The sequence below is a fragment of the Ideonella sp. P3_A4 genome (genome assembly GCF_056403075.1).
Genome location: NZ_JBFUGE010000991.1, coordinates 1 through 1,565, shown reverse-complemented (window position 1 = coordinate 1,565; position 1,565 = coordinate 1). Strand labels below are relative to the sequence as shown.

The 1,565-nt window shown below is 68.7% G+C and carries 3 protein-coding genes; 1 reads left to right on the top strand and 2 read right to left on the bottom strand.

Features of this window, described 5'->3' with window-relative positions:
* Window positions 1–608 (top strand): sensor histidine kinase (locus AC1DYI_RS35175; RefSeq protein WP_477208731.1); only part of this gene is annotated, 608 nt, incomplete at its 5' end.
* Here AC1DYI_RS35175 and AC1DYI_RS35170 read toward each other — a convergent pair.
* Both AC1DYI_RS35170 and AC1DYI_RS35165 read right to left on the bottom strand, forming a co-directional pair.
* On the bottom strand, window positions 605–1,249 hold the full coding sequence (locus AC1DYI_RS35170; protein WP_477208730.1) for a response regulator: 645 nt from the start codon (window positions 1,247–1,249) through the stop codon (window positions 605–607). The two genes, AC1DYI_RS35175 and AC1DYI_RS35170, sit on opposite strands and share 4 nt — an antisense overlap.
* Before the next feature lie 55 nt (window positions 1,250–1,304).
* A partial coding sequence (locus tag AC1DYI_RS35165) for a hypothetical protein (protein ID WP_477208729.1) occupies window positions 1,305–1,565 on the bottom strand: 261 nt, incomplete at its 5' end.

Here is a 1,565-nt window from a genome sequence, read left to right as displayed (position 1 = left end):
GCGTGGTGGAAGGCTTTGCCCGCATCCTCAAGGAAGACTACGGGCGCTTTCTGGACCGCATCGGCAACGACCACCTGGAACGCGTGCTGGCCGCCGCCGCGCGCATGAACAGCATGATCGACGCGCTGCTGGCCTTGTCACGCCTGCAGCAGCAGCCGCTGTCGCGCAAGCCGGTCGACCTGTCGCAGCTGGCCACCTACATCATCGAAGACCTGAAGCGCGAACACCCCGAGCGCGTGGCCGAAGTGCAGATCGAGCCGGGCATGCTGGTGCAGGGCGATCCGACGCTGCTGCGCATCGCACTCGAGAACCTGCTCGGCAACGCCTGGAAGTACAGCGGCCAGGCCCCGCTGACGAAGATCGAGTTCCGCCACGACAACCACCAGGGCCAGCGCGTGATGATGGTGTCCGACAACGGCGCCGGCTTCGACATGCGCTTTGCCGACCGCCTGTTCGGGGTCTTCCAGCGCCTGCACAGCGCCAACGATTTCCAAGGCACCGGCGTCGGCCTGGCCTCGGTGCGTCGCATCATCCGCCGTCACGGCGGCGATATCTGGGCCGAAGCCGAAGTCGGCAAGGGCGCCCGCTTCTACTTCACGCTAGGCTAGCCCGAAGCGGGGCGTGACAGCAGCTCGACCGCGTCGAGCAAAGCGGTGGCCTGGGCGTGCAACGAGCGCCCGTCCGTTTCGGCCAGGCGCTGCAGGCGGACCAGCGCTTCGGCGCGCGGCAACGAGTAGCGGTGCATCAGCACGCCCACGGCCACCGGCACTGGGTCGGCGATGGGGTCGTGGCCGGTCGCCGGCGTCGCCACGGCCGGGCCAGACAGCAGCGGGCTGGTGGGGATCGGGGCGCGGCGGGCGCGAACGCTGGACAGCGCGGCTTCCACCGTCGGCACGATCTGGGCGATGTCCAGCGGTTTGACGAGGTAGGCCACCGCGCCGAGCGCCTTGACCTGGGCGACGGTGTCATCGTCGGCAAAGGCCGACAGGAACATGAACGGGGTACCCAGCGAGGCGCGCAGGTAGGCCGCGACATCGAAGCCTGACTTGCCTTCCATCCGGATGTCCAGCAGCGCCAGGTCGGGCTTGTGCTGGCGGGCTAGCAGGATCGCATCGTCGCCGTTGTCGGCGTCGATCACCTCGTAGCCGGCGCGGGCCAGGCCGTGGGTCACGGTCGCCAACACCAGCCGGTCGTCGTCGACGACGAGGATCTTTCCCTTGGTGCTGGCGGCGGCGGTCACGGCGTTCATGGGTTGGATCTCTGCGCCGATTTTGACTCAGCCCCGGCAGGCCAATCGTCAGAAATCACAACGGTTCCAGCACCGCCACCGCCGGTGGCTCCAGCCGCAGGGTCGCCACGACCTCTTCGCCGCACTGTTCCAGCGTCATCGCCGAGCCTTTTCGGGGCAGCAGCGCCCGCACCAGGCCCAGGCCTGAAATGCCCGGCGGCACCTGCGCCAAGGTGAAGCCCGCCGGCAGCCGGCTGGCGCTGGCCACCGAAATGCGCACAGCGTTGGCCTCGCAGTCGAGCCGGCAGCGCACCTCACCGGTCGGGCTGTGTTTGAT

Excerpts from the sequence above, each read along its gene's own strand:
- AC1DYI_RS35170 (WP_477208730.1), bottom strand. The coding sequence starts at position 1,249 with ATGAACGCCGTGACCGCCGCCGCCAGCACCAAGGGAAAGATCCTCGTC.